Origin of the sequence: Pseudomonas sp. FSL R10-1339, from assembly GCF_009600545.1 — a bacterium.
Taxonomy (GTDB): domain Bacteria; phylum Pseudomonadota; class Gammaproteobacteria; order Pseudomonadales; family Pseudomonadaceae; genus Aquipseudomonas; species Aquipseudomonas bubulae.
This window is the reverse complement of record NZ_WIVQ01000089.1, coordinates 1-18,741: the sequence shown is the minus strand read 5'-3', so window position 1 is coordinate 18,741 and position 18,741 is coordinate 1. Positions and strand designations below refer to the sequence as shown.

At 58.2% G+C, this 18,741-nt stretch carries 18 protein-coding genes; 10 read left to right on the top strand and 8 right to left on the bottom strand.

What is annotated here, in order from left to right:
* Positions 1 to 331 precede the first annotated feature (331 nt).
* Together mprF and GHO03_RS19650 are read left to right on the top strand one after the other, a co-directional pair.
* Positions 332 to 2,974, top strand: a complete 2,643-nt coding sequence (gene mprF / locus GHO03_RS19655) for a bifunctional lysylphosphatidylglycerol flippase/synthetase MprF (RefSeq protein ID WP_133144851.1) — start codon at positions 332 to 334, stop codon at positions 2,972 to 2,974.
* Entirely contained in the window at positions 2,974 to 4,254 is a 1,281-nt protein-coding gene (locus GHO03_RS19650) for a virulence factor family protein (RefSeq protein WP_095019817.1), read from the top strand. The genes mprF and GHO03_RS19650 overlap by 1 nt, the downstream gene beginning before the upstream one ends.
* A 170-nt stretch (positions 4,255 to 4,424) precedes the next feature.
* On the opposite strand, the gene GHO03_RS19645 is transcribed toward GHO03_RS19650, so the two are convergent.
* The gene (locus tag GHO03_RS19645) at positions 4,425 to 6,326 is read right to left on the bottom strand and encodes a potassium transporter Kup (RefSeq protein ID WP_153400383.1); all 1,902 of its coding nucleotides are present in this window, start codon (positions 6,324 to 6,326) and stop codon (positions 4,425 to 4,427) included.
* Positions 6,327 to 6,630: 304 nt separating this feature from the next.
* Here GHO03_RS19645 and rimO point away from each other — a divergent pair, with 304 nt between their 5' ends.
* From rimO to tsaA, 5 genes are all read left to right on the top strand, one after another.
* Entirely contained in the window at positions 6,631 to 7,971 is a 1,341-nt protein-coding gene (gene rimO / locus GHO03_RS19640; protein ID WP_086795996.1) for a 30S ribosomal protein S12 methylthiotransferase RimO, read from the top strand.
* 104 nt (positions 7,972 to 8,075) lie between these two features.
* Entirely contained in the window at positions 8,076 to 8,540 is a 465-nt protein-coding gene (locus GHO03_RS19635; RefSeq protein WP_095019816.1) for a GNAT family N-acetyltransferase, read from the top strand.
* Positions 8,541 to 8,611: 71 nt separating this feature from the next.
* A complete protein-coding gene (locus tag GHO03_RS19630; protein WP_095003026.1) occupies positions 8,612 to 9,322 on the top strand; it encodes an rRNA pseudouridine synthase in 711 nt (236 codons plus the stop codon).
* A gap of 80 nt (positions 9,323 to 9,402) precedes the next feature.
* Positions 9,403 to 9,864, top strand: coding sequence for a DUF1456 family protein (locus GHO03_RS19625; RefSeq protein ID WP_095003025.1), 462 nt, complete (start codon positions 9,403 to 9,405; stop codon positions 9,862 to 9,864).
* A gap of 134 nt (positions 9,865 to 9,998) precedes the next feature.
* Positions 9,999 to 10,694, top strand: a complete 696-nt coding sequence (tsaA, locus tag GHO03_RS19620) for a tRNA (N6-threonylcarbamoyladenosine(37)-N6)-methyltransferase TrmO (RefSeq protein WP_095019814.1) — start codon at positions 9,999 to 10,001, stop codon at positions 10,692 to 10,694.
* 121 nt (positions 10,695 to 10,815) lie between these two features.
* Here the strand turns inward: tsaA and fpr are convergent, their stop codons facing one another.
* Positions 10,816 to 11,595 (bottom strand): ferredoxin-NADP reductase, encoded by a 780-nt coding sequence (gene fpr, locus GHO03_RS19615; protein ID WP_019827846.1) that lies wholly within the window; start codon positions 11,593 to 11,595, stop codon positions 10,816 to 10,818.
* A gap of 117 nt (positions 11,596 to 11,712) precedes the next feature.
* On the opposite strand from fpr, the gene GHO03_RS19610 reads away from it, so the two are divergent.
* Positions 11,713 to 12,639: a LysR family transcriptional regulator gene (locus GHO03_RS19610; RefSeq protein ID WP_095003023.1), complete on the top strand. Its 927-nt coding sequence runs from the start codon at positions 11,713 to 11,715 to the stop codon at positions 12,637 to 12,639.
* Here GHO03_RS19610 and GHO03_RS19605 read toward each other — a convergent pair.
* The 3 genes from GHO03_RS19605 to GHO03_RS19595 all read right to left on the bottom strand — a co-directional run bounded on the left by GHO03_RS19605 (position 12,636) and on the right by GHO03_RS19595 (position 14,783).
* Positions 12,636 to 12,998, bottom strand: coding sequence for a diacylglycerol kinase (locus GHO03_RS19605; protein WP_016779774.1), 363 nt, complete (start codon positions 12,996 to 12,998; stop codon positions 12,636 to 12,638). The genes GHO03_RS19610 and GHO03_RS19605 overlap by 4 nt on opposite strands.
* 75 nt (positions 12,999 to 13,073) lie before the next feature.
* Positions 13,074 to 13,724: a response regulator transcription factor ErdR gene (gene erdR / locus GHO03_RS19600; RefSeq protein WP_095003022.1), complete on the bottom strand. Its 651-nt coding sequence runs from the start codon at positions 13,722 to 13,724 to the stop codon at positions 13,074 to 13,076.
* 303 nt (positions 13,725 to 14,027) lie between these two features.
* Complete coding sequence (locus tag GHO03_RS19595) at positions 14,028 to 14,783, bottom strand: tRNA-uridine aminocarboxypropyltransferase (RefSeq protein ID WP_095003021.1); 756 nt, start codon at positions 14,781 to 14,783, stop codon at positions 14,028 to 14,030.
* 207 nt (positions 14,784 to 14,990) lie between these two features.
* On the opposite strand from GHO03_RS19595, the gene GHO03_RS19590 reads away from it, so the two are divergent.
* The gene (locus GHO03_RS19590; RefSeq protein WP_095003020.1) at positions 14,991 to 15,401 is read left to right on the top strand and encodes a PA3611 family quorum-sensing-regulated virulence factor; all 411 of its coding nucleotides are present in this window, start codon (positions 14,991 to 14,993) and stop codon (positions 15,399 to 15,401) included.
* Positions 15,402 to 15,608: 207 nt separating this feature from the next.
* Positions 15,609 to 16,724, top strand: coding sequence for a TIGR00730 family Rossman fold protein (locus GHO03_RS19585; protein ID WP_095003019.1), 1,116 nt, complete (start codon positions 15,609 to 15,611; stop codon positions 16,722 to 16,724).
* A 167-nt stretch (positions 16,725 to 16,891) separates the two neighbouring features.
* On the opposite strand, the gene recX is transcribed toward GHO03_RS19585, so the two are convergent.
* The 3 genes from recX to GHO03_RS19570 form a co-directional block, all read right to left on the bottom strand.
* The gene (recX, locus tag GHO03_RS19580; protein ID WP_153400382.1) at positions 16,892 to 17,359 is read right to left on the bottom strand and encodes a recombination regulator RecX; all 468 of its coding nucleotides are present in this window, start codon (positions 17,357 to 17,359) and stop codon (positions 16,892 to 16,894) included.
* 8 nt (positions 17,360 to 17,367) lie between these two features.
* Positions 17,368 to 18,474 (bottom strand): recombinase RecA, encoded by a 1,107-nt coding sequence (recA, locus tag GHO03_RS19575; protein WP_016779767.1) that lies wholly within the window; start codon positions 18,472 to 18,474, stop codon positions 17,368 to 17,370.
* 83 nt (positions 18,475 to 18,557) lie between these two features.
* Positions 18,558 to 18,741 (bottom strand): CinA family protein (locus GHO03_RS19570; protein WP_178110340.1); only part of this gene is annotated, 184 nt, incomplete at its 5' end.

The following is an 18,741-nucleotide window of genomic DNA, read 5'->3' as shown; positions in this document are numbered from 1 at the left end:
GATGGAGCAGTCTGGTAGCTCGTCGGGCTCATAACCCGAAGGTCGTCGGTTCAAATCCGGCTCCCGCAACCAAACATCAAAAAAGGCTACTCGAAAGAGTGGCCTTTTTTGTGCGCGCTCGAAAAGTCAGGGGCAAGCGTTTATTGACATTAAACGTCATATTTCTGAAAGTCCGTTCATCTATGCTGTCCGCCAACAATTACCCTTTTTTCTCAGACCAATCCTGAACCTCAGGCAAACGGCTGAACACATTTAGAAATATTTTGACCAAAAGGATTGGTAACTTGAGCCTATGCCTCCATCCTATCGCGCACGATCCACGAGGTGATTGATGCCCGATAACTCGCCAGAACCCAAAGAAGCCGTTACAGCAGCCCACCCCATAGCCGCGACCCGTTTGCGCTGTCTGGATTTGCTGAGCAAGTATCGCCAGCCCATTGGGCTCGCGCTCACGCTGCTGTTATTTGCAATAGCACTGATTGCGTGTCGCCATCTGTTAAGCGAACTTGACCTGTACGCCCTGCATGACTCGATCCTCGAAGTTCCCAAGCCCGCCCTCTTCGGTGCCGTGGCTGCGACTGCCGCGGGTTTTATCATCCTGCTCGGTTATGAGTGGTCAGCCAGCCGCTATGCGGGGGTAAAACTGCCACCCAAAACCCTGGCACTGGGCGGCTTTACCGCCTTTGCCATTGGCAATGCCATCGGCCTGTCGCTGCTGTCCGGCGGCTCTGTGCGGTATCGCCTTTATGCCCGGTATGGCGCGGGGGCGTCAGAAGTCGCCCATATGACTCTGTTTGCCAGCCTATCGCTGGGCTGCGCCCTGCCACCGCTGGCGGCACTGGCCACATTGAGCAATTTGCCCGCAGCCTCCGCCGCCCTGCATATCCCGGCCTGGATATTGGGTGCTATCGCTTTTGCGGTGCTGGCCCTGTTTGCCTTGCTGGCAATAGGAATCTACCGCCGACGCCTGCCCGAGCAGCCGATCCCGGACAACCTGCTGGTCAAGGCCGGGCGCCGCACATTGCGCCTGCCAAGTGCGCGCCTGACCTTGCTGCAACTGGTCATTACCGCTCTGGACGTCGCGGCCGCCGCCACGGTGCTCTATCTGCTGTTGCCTGAAGCACCGCCCTTCGGCGCATTTATGCTCGTTTACCTGCTGGCCCTGGCGGCCGGCGTGCTCAGCCACGTCCCCGGCGGTGTCGGGGTGTTTGAGGCAATCTTGCTGGCAGCCTTCGCCGACAAGCTCGGCGCCGCACCATTGGCGGCAGCCCTGCTGCTGTATCGCATGATCTATGTGATTCTGCCGCTGCTGATTGCCTGCCTGATGCTGCTGATGACCGAAGCTCAGCGCCTGATTCACACCCGCCAAAGCCTGCGGGTTGCGTCAGGCCTGGCCGCTCCGGTACTGGCCGTGCTGGTATTCATGTCCGGCGTGGTTTTGCTGTTCTCCGGTGCCACACCGGAAATCGACACGCGCCTCGAACACATCGGTTTTCTGATCCCCCATCGCCTGGTCGACGCTTCGCACTTTGGCGCCAGCCTGATCGGCGTGCTCTGCCTGCTTTTGGCCCAGGGCTTGCGCCGCCGCCTGTCCGCCGCCTGGATGCTGACCACTATCCTGTTGCTGGTCGGCGCCGTGCTGTCCCTGCTGAAAGGCTTCGACTGGGAGGAAGCCACTATCCTGGTTCTCACCGCCAGCCTGCTGGGCCTGTTCCGCCGCTCTTTCTACCGCCCGAGCCGCCTGACCGAACTGCCCTTTTCACCGCTATATCTGGTGGCCAGTGTCTGCGTACTGGGCGCCTCGATCTGGTTGCTGTTGTTCGCCTATCAGGACGTTCCTTATAGCCATCAACTGTGGTGGCAGTTCACCCTTGACTCGGACGCACCACGGGGCCTGCGCTCGCTGCTGGGTGCCGCGGTACTGCTGGTGGTCGTATCCCTGACCTGGTTGCTGCGCACCGCCCGCCCGGTGATCCACCTGCCCGATGCCACCGAACTGGAAAAGGCCGGCAAGATCATCCTTGCCTCCGACCAGCCCGACGGCGGCCTCGCACTGACCGGCGATAAGGCCTTGCTGTTCCACCCCGACGACAACGCCTTCCTGATGTACGCTCGCCGCGGGCGCAGCCTGGTGGCGCTGTACGACCCGATCGGACCGCCCCAGCAACGTGCCGAGTTGATCTGGCAGTTTCGCGACCTGTGCGACACCGTCCATGCCCGCCCCGTGTTCTATCAGGTACGCGCCGAGAACCTGCCGTTCTATATGGACATCGGCCTGACCGCGATCAAGCTCGGTGAAGAAGCCCGGGTCGACTTGCACCGCTTTGATCTCGAAGCCAAGGGCAAAGAGATGAAGGACCTGCGCTACACCTGGAACCGTGGCACCCGTGACGGCCTATCACTGGAAATCCACGAACCGGGTGAGGCACCAATGGATGAGCTCAAGGTCATTTCCGACGCCTGGCTCACCGGCAAGAATGTGCGGGAAAAAGGCTTCTCACTCGGGCGCTTCAGCGAGGACTACATCAAGCACTTTCGCATCGCGATCATTCGCTTTGAAGGCAAGCCGGTGGCCTTTGCCAACCTGCTTGAGACCCACAGCCATGAGCTGTCGAGCCTCGACCTGATGCGTGCCCACCCGGACGCGCCGAAACTGACCATGGAATTCATGATGGTCGGCCTGATTCAGCATTATAAAAAGCATGGATACGCCCGTTTCAGCCTGGGAATGGTACCTCTGTCCGGCCTGCAACCGCGTCGCGGCGCACCCTTGACCCAACGTTTGGGTTCGATGCTGTTCCAGCGCGGCGAGCACCTGTACAACTTCCAGGGTTTGCGTCGCTTTAAAGACAAATTCCAGCCCGACTGGGAACCTCGTTATATGGCCGTACCCGCCGGACTTGATCCGCTGGTGGCACTGGCTGATACCGCCGCCCTGATTGCAGGCGGCTTGACTGGATTGGTGAAACGTTAATGAAACATCGTTCCTGGCGGTTTTTGTTGCTTGCCTTGATAGTTCTGGTCGCCCTGGCAGCAGGCGGCTATTGGTGGTGGAATCGCCCGGCTCCGGAACCGACGATTGAACACCTGGGCCAGAGCGATGGCTCGACCCTGACCAGGGTCACACCCGGACAGAGAGCCCAGGCCCGGGTGGTGATTGCCACTCCGGCCGAAGAAGCCCTGAACGACAAGCAACTCATGGCCCTCAGCCGCGCAGGCAAGGCGCAACTGGTGCAAGTGATCCTGCCCAAAGACGACTGCACCCTGCAACAGCAAGCACTGCAAACCGCGCTACAGCAGCTCAAGGGGCCTGCAACCCTGGTCAGCGGCATAGGCCCTGGGGCCACTCTGGCCTGGCGCTGGCTGGCCGCGCAAACCAACGACAAGGCGCAAGCCGTATCGGTGGGTTTCAAGCTGGAAGAACCCGGCTGCACACTGCCCGTTCCGAAAACTGCCACCCACGGTAACTGGCTGGTGGCCTGGAACGACAACCCTGATGACCCGAGCGCGGCTTTTGTACGCGATCAACCGAATGCGCAGACCAGCATCAGCGACTACGACATTCACTACCCACAAGTCCTGAGCAACGAGCTGCGCAAAATCCTGGTGGGCGATGAAAACGGCGGGCTGAGCATGCCGGTGGTCGAAGTACCTGCCGGCCAGCAAAACAGCACCGTGACCCTGTTCCTCTCCGGTGATGGAGGCTGGCGGGATCTGGACCGTGACGTGGCGGGCGAGATGGCCAAGATCGGCTACCCGGTGGTGGGTATCGACATGCTGCGCTACTACTGGCAGCACAAGACCCCCGAGCAAAGCGCCACCGACCTCACCGAGCTGATGCAGCACTACCGGCAAAAATGGGGCACCCAGCGCTTTGTGCTGGTGGGCTATTCGTTTGGTGCAGATGTTTTGCCGGCCACCTACAACCGCCTGCCTGAAGCGGAGCAAAAGCGTGTCGACTCGATCATGCTGCTGGCCTTTGCCCGCAGCGGCAGTTTTGAGATCCATGTCGATGGCTGGCTGGGCAAGGCTGGCGCAGAAGCGGATACCGGCGAAGAAATGTCCAAGCTGCCAGCCAGTAAAGTGGTGTGCATCTATGGCGCAGAAGAAGTCGATGAAAGCGGCTGCACTGCCAAGACCGCAGTCGGCGAAAGCCTCAAGCTGCCCGGCGGCCATCACTTCGACGAGAATTACCCGGCCCTCGCCCAGCGCCTGGTGGACCTGATCAAGAAACATCAGGCGACGGCCCAATAAGTCAGCCTTTGTGGGAGCGGGCTTGCCCGCGATAGCAACGACTCGATCTACCAGATACACCGAGCCGCCTGCATCGCGAGCAAGCCCGCTCCCACAGTTACAGGCCCCGGCTTAACCAAAAAAGCCCCGACTCTCGCGAGCCGGGGCTTTTTTATTGCGCCTGGACGGGTTTACATCTCGACCTGCGTCCCCAGCTCAATCACCCGGTTAACCGGCAGCTTGAAGAAGCGCAGGTTGCTGTTGGCATTCTTGAGCATAAAGGCGAACAAGGCTTCACGCCAACGCGCCATACCCACCAGTTTGGAGGTAATCACTGTCTCACGGCTAAGGAAGTAAGTGGTGCGCATCGGGCTGAAATCCAGCTCATCAAGATGGCACAGCTTCAGCGCCTCAGGCACATCCGGTTCATCCATAAAGCCAAAGTGCAGGATCACCCGGAAGAACCCGTCACCATAGGCGTCCACCTCGAACCGTCGCGAAGCGGGCACTCGCGGCGAGTCTTCGTTGACCACCGTGAGCAATACCACCTGCTCGTGCAGCACCTGGTTGTGCAGCAAGTTGTGCAACAGCGCATGAGGCACGGCATCCGGGCGCGCGGTCAGAAACACCGCCGTCCCCTTCACCCGATGCGGCGGCTGTACCCGGATGCTGCTGATAAACAGCGGCAGTGGCAGCGCGCTTTCGTCAAGACGATCCACCAGTAGTTGCTTGCCGCGGCGCCAGGTGGTCATCAGGACAAACAGCACTATGCCCGCCAGCACCGGAAACGCCCCGCCCTGGAAGATTTTCGGCACGTTGGCAATAAAGAACAGACCGTCCACCAGCAAAAAGCCGATCAACACAGGCACGGCCAGAACAGGTGGCCACTTCCACAACAGCAACATCACTGCCGACACCAGAATACTGGTAATCAGCATGGTCCCTGTGACCGCCACCCCATAAGCCGAAGCCAGGGCACCCGAAGACTCAAAGCCCAGCACCAGCAAAATCACCCCGACCATCAGCGACCAGTTCACCGCGTCAATGTAGATCTGGCCCTGTTCGGCGCTTGAGGTGTGCTGGATATGCATGCGCGGGATATAACCCAGCTGAATTGCCTGATGGGTCAGGGAGAAGGCTCCGGAAATCACGGCCTGGGAGGCAATCACCGTCGCCAGCGTGGCCAGCCCGACCAAAGGTATCAACGCCCAGGCCGGCGCCAGCAGATAGAACGGGTTGCGCGCCGCCTCAGGATTTTCCAGCAGCAAGGCGCCCTGGCCAAAGTAGTTGAGCACCAGCGCGGGCAACACCAGGATGAACCAGGCCCGGGCAATCGGCTTGCGACCAAAGTGGCCCATATCGGCATACAGTGCCTCGGCGCCGGTCAGCGCCAGCACCACGGCACCCAGAATGGCAACGCCCATGCCCGGGTGAGAAACAAAGAACCGCACGCCCCATAGCGGGTTCAGCGCATTGAGCACTTCAGGGTGCTGAACGATACCGTGGATCCCCAGGCCGCCCAGCACCACAAACCACACCACCATGACTGGCCCGAACAGCTTGCCGATACTGGCCGTGCCATGGCGCTGAATCAAAAACAGCAGCACCAGCACAATCAAGGCCAGCGGCACGACCCAATGCTCCAGGCCGTCGAATGCCAGCTCAAGCCCTTCTACGGCGGATAGCACCGAGATCGCCGGGGTAATCATGCTATCGCCGTAAAACAGTGCCGCACCGATCAACCCCAGGATCACCAGCACCGAACGCAACTTCGGATAAGGCGACGCCGCACGCCTGGCCAGTGCGGTCAGGGCCATGATGCCACCCTCCCCTTCGTTGTCGGCGCGCAGGATAAACAGCACGTACTTGATCGAGACCACCCAGATCAGCGACCAAAGGATCAGCGCCAAAATACCGAAGACACCGTCATGGTTGACCTGCACACCATAGCCGCCGGAAAACACCTCTTTCAGGGTGTACAACGGGCTGGTACCAATATCGCCGTACACCACTCCGACCGCTGCAACCAGCATCCCGATAGGCTTGGCCTTCGAGTGACCGTCTTCTGCCGCCTGACTGCTTGCCTGCCCCATCAACCACTCCTACGACCATTGACCGCGTTTCTTAATGGCTTGCGCTACATTTGATCAGCAGCATGCGCTGATTTCCCGAGTGTTAGCTACGGCTCCTGCCTACAAAATCACGTTAGTTAAAAACCCTGCTTTCGCAACGGCGCGCAGCATAGCGCAGCACTCGTCGCAAATCCCCGTATAACGCTGGTCAAGTGCGTTGACCATAGCTAAAATTGCGCACTTTTTTTGATCAGAGGCGCAATAAGCGCCCGTTCGTCGTGCAGCCTTTACGGGCATGTAACGTCACTACATACCGAGGTTCGCCATGTCCACCGTTACCACCAAGCCAGCCAACCCAAAGGTTGGCTTTGTTTCCCTGGGTTGCCCGAAAGCACTGGTCGACTCCGAGCGCATCCTTACGCAACTGCGCATGGAAGGCTATGACGTCGTCTCAACCTATCAGGACGCCGACGTCGTGGTGGTCAACACCTGCGGCTTTATCGACAGCGCCAAGGCCGAATCCCTGGAAGTGATCGGCGAAGCCATCAAGGAAAACGGCAAGGTCATCGTGACCGGCTGCATGGGTGTCGAAGAAGGCAATATCCGCGACGTGCACCCAAGCGTACTGGCCGTGACCGGCCCGCAGCAGTACGAGCAGGTAGTCAACGCCGTGCACCAGGTGGTGCCGCCGCGCCAGGATCACAACCCGCTGATCGACCTGGTGCCGCCACAGGGCATCAAGCTGACGCCACGTCACTACGCCTACTTGAAGATTTCCGAAGGCTGCAACCACAGCTGCAGCTTCTGCATCATCCCGTCGATGCGCGGCAAGCTGGTCAGCCGCCCGGTGGGTGACGTGCTCGACGAAGCCCAGCGCCTGGTCAAGGCCGGCGTCAAAGAGCTGCTGGTGATTTCCCAGGACACCAGCGCCTACGGCGTTGACGTCAAATACCGCACCGGCTTCTGGAACGGTGCTCCGGTCAAGACGCGCATGACCGAGCTGTGCGAAGCCTTGAGCTCTCTGGGCGTATGGGTGCGTCTGCACTACGTTTACCCGTACCCGCACGTTGACGAACTGATCCCGCTGATGGCCGCCGGCAAAATCCTGCCGTATCTGGACATCCCGTTCCAGCACGCCAGCCCGAAAGTGCTCAAGGCCATGAAACGCCCGGCGTTTGAAGACAAGACCCTGGCCCGGATCAAGAACTGGCGTGAAATCTGCCCGGAACTGATCATCCGTTCGACCTTTATCGTCGGCTTCCCGGGTGAAACCGAAGAAGACTTCCAGTACCTGCTCGACTGGCTGACCGAAGCTCAACTGGATCGCGTGGGTTGCTTCCAGTACTCGCCGGTAGAAGGAGCACCTGCCAACCTGCTGGACGCGGCCATCGTGCCAGACGACGTCAAACAGGATCGCTGGGATCGCTTTATGGCCCATCAACAGGCCATCAGCGCAGCACGCCTGCAGATGAAGATCGGCAAGGAAATCGAAGTCCTGATCGATGAAGTCGACGAGCAAGGCGCTGTAGGCCGCTGCTTCTTCGATGCCCCGGAAATCGACGGCAACGTATTTATTGCGACCGAAAAAGATATCAAGCCGGGTGACAAGATCATGTGCCGCGTCACCGACGCCGACGAATATGACCTGTGGGCTGAAGTGATCTAATTCGCGACTGCCTCGCAAAAAGCCCTGCCGCTCTCGCGCCAGGGCTTTTTTTACGGCTATCGTAAACCCATTGCCTTCCACACCTGTGTCAGGAGACACGCTCGATGCAACAACAATGGGTCATTCATACCCCACGTCTTACGGACTTCGCCGAACTAACCGACGTATGGGAAGCATCTGTTCGTGCCACCCATGATTTTTTACCTGACAGCTATATTCAACTTCTGCGCGGCCTGGTCAAAGACCAATATCTGGACGCCGTCATGCTGATCTGCTGCAAGGACCCGGTCAGCAAACGCATTACCGGCTTTGCCGGAGTCGCGGCCGGCAAGGTTGAAATGCTGTTTGTTCACCCGGATTACCGGGGGCAAGGCATCGGCAAATGCCTGTTAATGTTCGCCATCAATGAACTGAATGCTGAACGCCTCGACGTCAATGAGCAAAACTCGCAAGCCATCGGCTTTTACCTCAAACAGGGGTTTGAGGTGATCGGCCGCTGCGAAAAAGACGGCATGGGCCAGCCCTATCCCCTGCTGCACCTGCGGTATAAACGCCCAGCACGTGCATAAGGCAAATGTTGCCGGGCTTAACCGGCGCCAGGCGGGTACAATAGCCGCCCAATTCCTTTACGGCCCCTGTCATGTCTGAACCGATACGTCTCTCCAAACGCCTCATCGAACTCGTCGGCTGCTCCCGCCGTGAGGCCGAACTGTTCATTGAAGGTGGCTGGGTCACGGTAGATGGCGAAGTCATCGACGAGCCACAGTTCAAGGTCGACAACCAGAAAGTCGAGCTGGACCCTGAAGCCAAGGCCACCGCGCCCGAGCCTGTGACCATTTTGCTCAACGCCCCGGCGGGCCTGGATACCGACAGCGCCATGGCGTTGATCGGCCCGGACACCCTGAGCGAAGAACACCGCTTCGGCAAGCGCCCGCTCAAGGGCCACTTCCTGCGCCTGAGCGTTGGCAATGAGCTGCAAGCCAACGCCAGCGGCCTGCTGGTGTTTACCCAGGACTGGAAGATCGTGCGCAAGCTGACGGCCGATGCCAGCAAGATCGAGCAGGAATACGTGGTCGAGGTCTCTGGCGAAATGGCCCCCCACGGTCTGAACCGTCTCAACCACGGCATGACCTACAAGGGTCGCGAGCTGCCTGCGGTCAAGGCCAGCTGGCAGAGTGAAAACCGCCTGCGTTTTGCGATGAAAAATCCGCAACCAGGTGTGATTGCCCTGTTCTGCCAGGCGGTAGGCCTGACCGTGATTTCCATGCGCCGGATTCGTATCGGCGGCGTTTCGATGGGCAAATTGCCCGTAGGCCAATGGCGCTATATGAGCGCCAAAGAAAAGTTCTAACGACTTACAGCCCTACCCCGAACATTTCGACACCGCAGCAATGCCTGCGGTGCTCACTGCTGAATATCAGGATTACCCAAATGATTCATAACGACGTACTGCGCAGCGTGCGCTACATGCTCGACATCAGCGACAACAAGGTTGTCGAAATCATCAAGCTTGGTGGCCTGGAAGTTACCAAGGAAGATGTACTGACCTACCTGAAAAAAGACGAAGAAGAAGGTTTTGTACGTTGCCCTGACGACGTGATGGCGCACTTCCTGGATGGCCTGGTGATCTTCAAGCGCGGCAAGGACGAAAGCCGTGCGCCAATGCCGGTCGAGCTGCCGGTGACCAACAACATCATTCTGAAAAAACTGCGTGTGGCCTTCGAGCTGAAGGAAGATGACATGCACGCCATCCTCAAGGCTGCGGGCTTCCCGGTGTCCAAGCCCGAGCTGAGCGCCCTGTTCCGCAAGTTCGGCCACACCAACTACCGCACCTGTGGCGACCAGTTGCTACGCAACTTCCTCAAGGGCCTGACCCTGCGCGTTCGCGACTGAAAACACACCTCCTGTGGGAGCGGGCTTGCTCGCGATAGCAGCACCGCAGTGATTCAGATTGACCGAGCCGTCTGAATCGCAAGCAAGCCCGCTCCCACAAGAGCCTGTTCTGACCCACCAGCCCGATATCTCCCATGCCCTACACCGTCTCCCCCATCGGCTTTGTGCGCTCCTGCTTCAAGGAGAAGTTCGCCATCCCGCGCCAGCCACAACTGGCACCGGCCGCCCGTGGCGTGCTGGAACTGGTCGCACCCTTTGACCAGGGCGATGCGGTGCAGGGCCTGGAGCAGGTCAGCCATGTCTGGTTGCTGTTTGTGTTTCATCAGGCACTTGAAGACAAGCCTCGCCTCAAGGTGCGCCCGCCACGCCTGGGCGGCAACAAGTCGATGGGCGTGTTTGCCACCCGCGCCACCCATCGCCCGAACGGCATCGGCCAGTCAGTGGTCAAGCTGGACAAGGTAGAAGCCAATCGCCTGTGGATTTCCGGCATCGACCTGCTCGACGGCACGCCGATTCTGGATATCAAACCCTATGTGCCCTACGCCGATATCATCAGCGATGCCAGCAATGGCATGGCCAGCGCCGCACCGGTATTGATCCCCGTGCAATGGGCCGACAGCGCCCTGCAACAGGCCCACAGGGAAGCCCTGCGCCTTCAGGAGCCGCTGGTGGAGCTGATCGAGCAATGCCTGGCGCAAGATCCACGCCCTGCTTACCAGACGCCCACAGCCGAACGAGAATACGGCGCGCAGTTCTGGGATCTGGATGTACGCTGGCATTACCCCGAGCCTGGTTTGATCCGTGTGCTTGAGGTGATTCCCAAGCCGTGACCTGAAACGCAATGTGGGAGCGGGCTTGCTCGCGATTACGGCCTGTCAGTCACCCATGCGGTGGCTGGCACTCCACAATCGCGGGCAAGCCCGCTCCCACATTTGTATCGATCTGCGTTTGTTACTTCTCGACGAAAGCACGCTCGATCAGGTAATCACCCGGCTCACGCATGCGTGGCGAAACTTTCAGGCCGAAGCTGTTAAGCACTTCGCTGGTCTCGTCGAGCATGCTCGGGCTGCCGCACAACATGGCACGGTCGTCCTGCGGGTTGATCGGCGGCAGACCGATATCGCTGAACAGCTTGCCGCTGCGCATCAGGTCGGTCAGGCGGCCTTCATTCTCGAATGGCTCGCGGGTCACGGTCGGGTAGTAGATCAGCTTTTCACGCAGCGCTTCGCCGAAGAATTCGTTCTGCGGCAGGTGCTCGGTAATGAATTCGCGGTAAGCGACTTCATTGACGTAACGCACACCGTGGCACAGGATCACTTTTTCGAAACGCTCGTAGGTTTCCGGATCCTGGATAACGCTCATAAAGGGCGCCAAACCGGTGCCGGTGCTGAGCAGATACAGATGCTTGCCCGGCTTCAAGTCGTCCAGCACCAGCGTCCCCGTAGGTTTTTTGCTGATGATGATCTCGTCGCCTTCCTTCAAGTGCTGCAACTGGGAGGTCAGCGGGCCATCAGGCACCTTGATGCTGAAGAACTCCAGATGCTCTTCCCAGTTCGGGCTGGCAATCGAGTAGGCACGCATAAGCGGACGGCCATTGGGCTGTTGCAGGCCGATCATCACGAACTGACCGTTCTCGAAGCGCAAGCCCGGGTCACGGGTACACTTGAAGCTGAACAGGGTGTCGTTCCAGTGATGAACACTGAGGACACGTTCGTGGTTCATGTTGCTCATGTACGGGGCTCCTAAATTCGCCTGCGCTGACTATGGGCGCGATTGCACAGCATTCTAATGGCGGCGACAATATCTGTTAACTGAATTATCAAGATAAGGGTTATCGGTTATATCGATATGCGATTTACTCTCAGACAACTCCAGGTTTTCGTCGCCGTCGCCCAACAAGAGAGCGTGTCTCGCGCTGCCGGCTTGTTGGCCCTTTCACAATCTGCTGCCAGTACCTCGATCACCGAACTGGAGCGCCAGACCAGCTGCCAGCTGTTCGATCGTGCCGGCAAGCGCTTGAGTCTCAACGCACTGGGCCGGCAATTGCTGCCACAGGCTGTCGCATTACTGGATCAGGCCAAGGAGATCGAAGACCTGCTTAATGGCAAGTCCGGTTTTGGCTCATTGACCGTCGGCGCGACACTAACCATCGGCAACTACCTGGCCACCCTGCTGATCGGCAGCTTTATGCAGGCGCACCCGGAAAGTCAGGTCAAGCTGGTGGTTCAGAACACGGCTCATATCGTGCAACAAGTCGCCCACTACGAAATTGATCTGGGTCTGATCGAAGGCGATTGCGCCCACCCGGATATTGAAGTGCAGAGCTGGGTCGAGGATGAACTGGTGGTGTTTTGCGCCCCGCAGCATCCACTGGCGGCTCGTGGCCGCGCCACACTTGACGAGCTGACCCGTGAAGCCTGGATTTTGCGCGAACAAGGCTCGGGAACTCGCCTGACGTTCGACCAGGCCATGCGCCATCATCAAACGTCGCTCAATATTCGCCTGGAACTGGAACACACCGAAGCGATCAAGCGCGCCGTTGAGTCGGGGCTGGGCATTGGCTGCATTTCACGCCTGGCGTTGCGTGACGCTTTCAGGCGCGGCAGCCTGGTGGCAGTGGAAACGCCTGAACTGGATCTGGCCCGGCAGTTCTTCTTTATCTGGCACAAAAAGAAGTATCAGACATCCGCCATGCGCGAATTTCTGGAGCTGTGCCGCGCCTTCACCGCCGGGGTTCAGCGCAGCGACGAGATCGTATTGCCAACCATTGCTTAAAGCAGAATCACTGCCCACACCACGGCAATCATGGTCAGCACCACAAACTGGGCAGCGCTGCCCATGTCCTTGGCGTTTTTCGACAAGGGGTGCAGGTCGAGGGAGATTCGGTCAACCACCGCTTCAATGGCCGAGTTCAACAACTCGACAATCAATGCCAGCAGGCACACAGCGATCAGCAATGCGCGCTCTACGCGGCTCACATTTAGCAAGAAGCTCAGCGGGATCAGGATCACGTTGAGCAGCACCAACTGCCGAAAAGCCGCCTCGCCCGTAAAGGCTGCGCGCAAACCGTCCAGCGAGTAACCGCCAGCATTCAAAATCCGTTTAAAACCGGTTTTACCCTTGAAAGGCGACATAGATAGGCAACTGCACAAAAAATGAGAGGGGAACGCTAGTTCACGCTTCGTCAAAAAAGCGTGAAGATTCGCAGATTAATGACTCGAAATTGATTCAAGTTGCTGCAAGAGTAGCGCGGCCTGGGTGCGAGTGCGAACCCCCAGCTTGCGGAAAATCGCCGTAACATGGGCCTTGATGGTTGCCTCGGAAACGCTTAGCTCATAAGCGATCTGCTTGTTCAGCAAACCTTCGCAGACCATGGTCAGCACGCGGAACTGCTGGGGCGTCAGGCTGGCCAGCCCTTCGCTGGCCGCTTTGGCCTCGGCCGAGACCTGAACATCCTCAAACGCCTGGGGCGGCCATGACACATCACCATCCAGTACGGCACGTACGGCCTTCTGGATGTCTTCCAGCGAACTGGATTTCGGAATAAATCCGCTGGCTCCGAACTCGCGGGAACGCACCATGATCGAGGCTTCTTCCTGGGCCGACACCATCACCACCGGAATTTGTGGGTATTGGCCACGCAACAACACCAGGCCGGAGAAACCGTAAGCACCCGGCATGTTCAAATCGAGCAGTACCAGATCCCAATCTGCCTTTACCGCCAGCTGTGCTTCAAGCTCGGCAATACTGGCGACCTCTACCAGGCGAACATCAGAGCCCAGACCCAGGCTCACGGCCTGGTGCAGGGCACTGCGAAACAGTGGATGGTCGTCGGCAATCAGGATTTCGTATGTGGCCATTGTTTAAATGATCCCGTTTTTCAGGCGAGCACTGATCAATTCCAGCACTCGCTAAGGCAACTCGAGCAAAAGCTCAAAGACTGTGCGTCAAAGGGCGCGATTTACGCGAAACGTCGGCAAATATAAGTGTTTTGACAGCTGCGATAGCCGAATCGGCGCCAAGCATGCCCAGCGAAACAAGGGTGGTCAAGCTGAAAACCTGACACCCGGGTCCACGTAGAACCCCTTAGAGCGCCATCATCGAAAAACCCGCCATGCTGCGCGCTTACATCTGTTGGAAAATTGTAGCGCTACTTCTTTAGTCTATTGAGCCCGATTCTGGGGAAGGTCTTTTACAAAAACGCCCAGTTCCTGGTGCGCTGCGCTGGACTCATTGATCGGCAACTGGTTCTTGGCATCCAGATAATGCTGACTGAAGACATCGAAGTAGGCATCCAGCGCACTTGAGGCCTGGGAGTCACCGGCAAGTTCAAGACACAGGCTGGCAACTTCCGCGGTACACAGATGCTCGCTGCGGGTAGAGCGGCGCAAGCGGTAACGCGAAAGCCGCTCAGGCAGCAGGCTCAAAATCGGCAAGGTGTCGAAGTACGGGCTTTTGCGGAAAATCTTGCGTGCTTCGGTCCAGGTGGCATCCAGCAGAATAAACAACGGACGCTTGCTGCTGTCCAGATCCACCGTGTGCGTTACCCGCTCAGGCGCGACGTACTCGCCGGGAAACACCAGATACGGCTGCCATTGTGGATCGGCCAGCAACGCCAGCAAGGCTTCGTCGGTTTCAGTGCGTGACCAGATAAAGGCAAAATTGTCTTTGACCACATCTGCGATCAACCAGCCGGTATTGCTGGGCTTGAACACTTCCTTTTTAGTCATGACCAGACACACCCCCGAACGTGTCTCGACCCGGGGTCGCCAGCTGCACAGGCAGTGGCTTTCGATCACACGGCAGGTATGGCAACGCGGAGCCCGCGAGCCGCGGGCCAGGTAGGGCTTGGTGCTCTCCTCTTCACGCTCGTCTCGTAAACGGGCTACAGCATTCGGGGAAAAGGTCGTCAGGGTCATGATTTTTACTTTAAAGGCGCCAAGCGTCCATTCGCCAGAATTGGCGCATAAACGGATTCACAATAGAAAGGAGCCAAGTTTACCAGAGGCGCGATTCCATGACCTTTGGCATTTCCTGCATGGCTATGCTGACCTATACTCCCGCGCCACTGAACGCACAGATATATGGCCTGTCCAAGTCTGCGTCACTGAAATCAGGAGAGATTCATGCTGCGCCATATCATTCCGACCGTCGCTCTAATGCTTGCACTGCCTCTGGCCGCACACGCAGCCTCTCTCAAGGATTTTGAGCTGAACAAAACCTTGCTCAAGGTTGCAGAGAAAAGTAATGAAGGCAAACCGCGAGCAATCAATGCAGACCTGCTGGATAAAGGCTTTACGGTAGACGGCACTGTGCTGATCAACAACCTGGAAGCCAGCCCGACACTGGCCGCCCAGATGCGCTCCAACCCAGAAGAGACCGTGCCGCAACTGGGTCGCAGCGTGTGCAGCAATGCAGGTTTCCGTACCCTGATGGCTCAAGGCGCCACGCTGCGCTACAGCTTCAGGGAGTACAAAACCAACAGCCCGGTCCTGATCCAGGATTTCCGCGCTGAAAACTGTCAGCGCAAAAAGTAAATCCCCCGCCACGCCGTACCCCGTACGGCGTATGACCCCGCTCTGCAGCCCTGCCTCCTTCCGCTAAACTTCATGTATGTCAGGCAATTAGCTATTGCCAGTCAAGACATCTCAGGACCATCATCGAAGCATCATTGTGACACTCAGTGTCTCAGCGCCTGCTCAGGTTGCGGCGTTTTCAAGGATGTTGCGTAGAAGGAGAAATACATGCCTGATCAATCCAATGACTCCCTGACGCTGTTTTTCCAGGAGCAGGGTCTTGAGCTTGCACAAGAAGTGGACGAGCAACTGCAGCGGGTTGCACCCGACAGCCCTAACCGGGCGCTTTACCGCGAGATGCTGCTGACCGTATTACGCATGGCCCATGACGACCTTGATCGCTGGAATGCCAAGATCACCCTGCAAGCCATTCGCGAACTGGAAAAAACCTTTCGCACCCTGGAGCAGTTCAAGGGCCGTCGCAAAGTCACGGTCTTCGGCTCGGCCAGAACCCCGGTAGAACACCCGCTCTATGCCCTGGCACGGGAAATGGGCAGCGTGCTGGCCAAGTCCGACATGATGGTCATTACCGGCGGCGGCGCTGGCATCATGGCTGCCGCCCATGAAGGTGCAGGCCTGGCTCACAGTTTGGGGTTCAATATCACCCTGCCGTTCGAGCAACGGGCCAACCCCACCATCAATGGCACGCCCAATGTTCTGGCGTTTCACTTTTTCTTTACCCGCAAACTGTTTTTCACCAAGGAAGCAGATGCTCTGGTGATGTGCCCGGGCGGTTTTGGCACGCTGGATGAAGTGCTGGAAGTAGTGACCCTGATGCAAACGGGCAAAACCCCGTTGGTGCCGGTAGTTTTACTGGATGTGCCGGGGGGCAAGTTCTGGCAGGGGGCGCTGGACTTTATTCACAACCAGCTGGAAGCCAACCAGTACATCCTGCCCAACGATTTGAAGTTGATGCGCCTGGTGCATAGCGCCGAAGAGGCCCTTGCTGAAATCAACCAGTTCTACAGCAACTTCCATTCAAGCCGCTGGTTGAACAAAACTTTTGTGATCCGCATGAAGCGGCCGGTCAGTGTGCAGGCACTCAAGGAGATACAGCAGGCGTTTGCCGATATCTGCCTGAGTGATGGCTTCCATCAAGAGCAATACTGCCACTTTGAACATGACGACCCAAAACTCAACCACCTGACCTGCCTGGGCTTTGCGTTTAGCGGGCGCAATCAGGGACGGCTGCGCGAACTGGTCGACTTTATCAACCTGCCGCAAAACTGGGCTGCAACTGATAATGCGCCTACGGCGCAGATGCACGAGTCGCTGGCTGATTAAGCCGGAATTGGTAAGTGGGCTGGTATTGTGGGAGCGGGCTTGCTCGCGATGCAGGCAGCACGATCTGGCAGGCAAACCGCATTGCTGCCTTCGCAGGCAAGCCTGCTCCCACAGGTTTTGTGGCGCCCACTGAATCCGAACCTTACAGGGTACGAGCGCAAACAGCGTCAGTCATCAAACTCCCGGCCGCTTAACAGGCGGCCGATCATTTCAAGCGGGTAACCGCGGTAGCTCAAAAAGCGCCCCTGGCGGGCACGCTCTTTTGCATCAGCAGGCAACTGACCGGAAAACTTGCGGCGCCAGGTCTCTTCCAGTCGCTCTTGCCAGTCGAAACCGCATTCTCGCAACGCCTCCTCTATATTTCCACGCACCAGCCCACGCTGGCCAAGCTCTTCACGAATTCGCAAAGGGCCATAACCGGAACCGGCACGGTAGTTAATATAGCTTTCAAGGTAACGAGACTCGGACAACAGCCCCTCTTCCGTCAAACGGTCAAGGGCAGCGTCGATCATGTCGGGGCAAGCGCCGCGCTGACGCAACTTGCGCGTCAGCTCGACTCGACCGTGCTCGCGTCGCGCGAGCAGGTCCATTGCAGTCCGTCGCACCGCGACGGGGGTATCCAGGACGGCAATCATGGCAGTGATCAGTTATCGCCGTCGGTGGCGTTTTCCATTTCTTCGGCTTCAGCCAGCGCTGCAGCTTCTTTGGCAGCCTTGCTCATTTTTGGCATGACTTTCAGCTCTGCCAGTTCGGCATCGGTTTTTGGCCCGAGCAACTTCTCACGCAGCTGCTTCTCCAGCGCATCCTTGATGTCCGGGTTATCGTCCAGGAACTTGGCGGAGTTGGCCTTGCCCTGACCGATTTTGCTGCCGTTGTAGCTGTACCAGGCGCCAGCTTTTTCAACAAAGCCATGCAGTACGCCCAGGTCAATCATTTCACCGTTCAGGTAGATACCCTTGCCGTACAGGATCTGGAATTCAGCCTGACGGAACGGTGGTGCCACCTTGTTCTTGACCACTTTCACGCGGGTTTCGCTACCCACCACCACATCGCCTTCTTTTACGGCGCCGGTACGGCGGATATCCAGACGTACCGAAGCGTAGAACTTCAGTGCGTTACCACCGGTGGTGGTTTCCGGGCTGCCGAACATCACGCCGATTTTCATGCGGATCTGGTTAATGAAGATAACCAGGCAGTTGGCGTTCTTGATGTTACCGGTGATTTTACGCAGCGCTTGCGACATCAGACGGGCTTGCAGGCCAACGTGGGTATCGCCCATGTCGCCTTCGATTTCAGCTTTTGGCGTCAGTGCAGCAACGGAGTCGATGATGATCACGTCAACCGCATTGGAACGCACCAGCATATCGGTGATTTCCAGTGCCTGTTCGCCGGTGTCAGGCTGTGAAACCAGCAGGTCATCAACGTTTACGCCCAGTTTGGCAGCGTATTCAGGGTCAAGGGCGTGCTCGGCATCGACGAAAGCGCAGGTAGCACCGGCCTTTTGCGCCTGGGCAATCACGGACAGGGTCAGTGTGGTTTTACCCGACGACTCAGGGCCGTAGATTTCAACAATACGGCCTTTTGGCAGACCGCCAATGCCCAGTGCGATGTCCAGACCCAGCGAGCCGGTGGAGATCGCCGGGACTGCCTGACGCTCCTGGTCGCCCATCAGCATCACGGCACCCTTGCCGAATTGACGTTCGATCTGACCCAGGGCCGCAGCCAAGGCTTTCTTCTTGTTGTCGTCCATTAAAGTCCTCTCGTAATCAATAAGGCCCGACGGCCGATAACTGTATAAGTAGCCAGTATTATTCCACAGGGTTAGAGGATCGCCTACCCCTGATTTTTTATTTCTCGTACCGTTCGGCGTATTAAACCTTCCAGAGCGGCAATCACGGTTTGCTGGCGCACCTCATCGCGATTGCCTGCAAAGTGCCTGCGCTCGCTGGATACCTCGTCGCCGGCGCCCCACGCCAGCCACACGGTGCCGACCGGCTTCTCGGGCGAACCGCCCCCC